This is a genomic window from Actinopolyspora sabaoui, assembly GCF_051225635.1.
In the GTDB taxonomy this organism is placed as follows: domain Bacteria; phylum Actinomycetota; class Actinomycetes; order Mycobacteriales; family Pseudonocardiaceae; genus Actinopolyspora.
In genome coordinates, this window is sequence record NZ_JBMIHH010000025.1 from 1 (window position 1) to 683 (window position 683).

Here is a 683-nt window from a genome sequence, read left to right on the forward strand (position 1 = left end):
TTTGGGATTTCGGGGACGAATGCGCATGTGATTGTGGAGGAGGCTCCGGAGGGTTCTTCTGTAGCGAAGAGCAGCGAGGGCGAATCGAGTTCGGTTCTGTTGTCGCCGCCGCTGGTCATCAGTGGGCATACGGAGTCGGCGTTGCGGGCGAATGCGGCGCGGTTGGCGGAGTTCGTGGATTCCGCCTCTGTTGGGCAGCGTTGCGAGGGGTTTTTGTCCGGTGTGGCTCGTGCGTTGGTGATGAGGCGTACGGCGTTCGCGGAGCGGGTGGCGTTGCCGGTGTCGGGGGTTGGTGAGGCGGTCGAGCGGCTTGGTGTTGTGGCTGGGGGTTCGTTGCCGCGGGGTGCGGTGTGGGGTGGTGCTGATCGTGAGCGGTTGGTGTTGGTGTTTCCGGGGCAGGGTGGTCAGTTTCCGGGGATGTGTCGGTCGTTGTTGGGGGACGAGGTTTTCCGTGCGGCGTTGGTGGAGTGTGATGCGGTGTTGCGTCCGCACACGGGGTTTTCGGTGGTGGAGCTGCTGGAGGCTGCTGATGAGGTGCAGCGGGAGTGGTTTGAGTGGGTGTCGGTGGTGCAGCCGGTGTTGTTCGCGGTGGGGGTGGCGCTTTCGCGGGTGTGGCGGCACTGGGGAGTGGTCCCGTCGGCGGTGGTGGGTCATAGTCAGGGTGAGGTGGCCGCGGCGGTGGC

The 683-nt window shown here is 65.3% G+C and carries 1 protein-coding gene; it reads left to right on the plus strand.

The features are described 5' to 3' along the window. Nucleotides 1-141: 141 nt before the first annotated feature. Nucleotides 142-683, plus strand: a 542-nt coding sequence (locus ACOQFL_RS22815) for an acyltransferase domain-containing protein (protein ID WP_435546257.1), incomplete at its 3' end; no start/stop codon positions are given.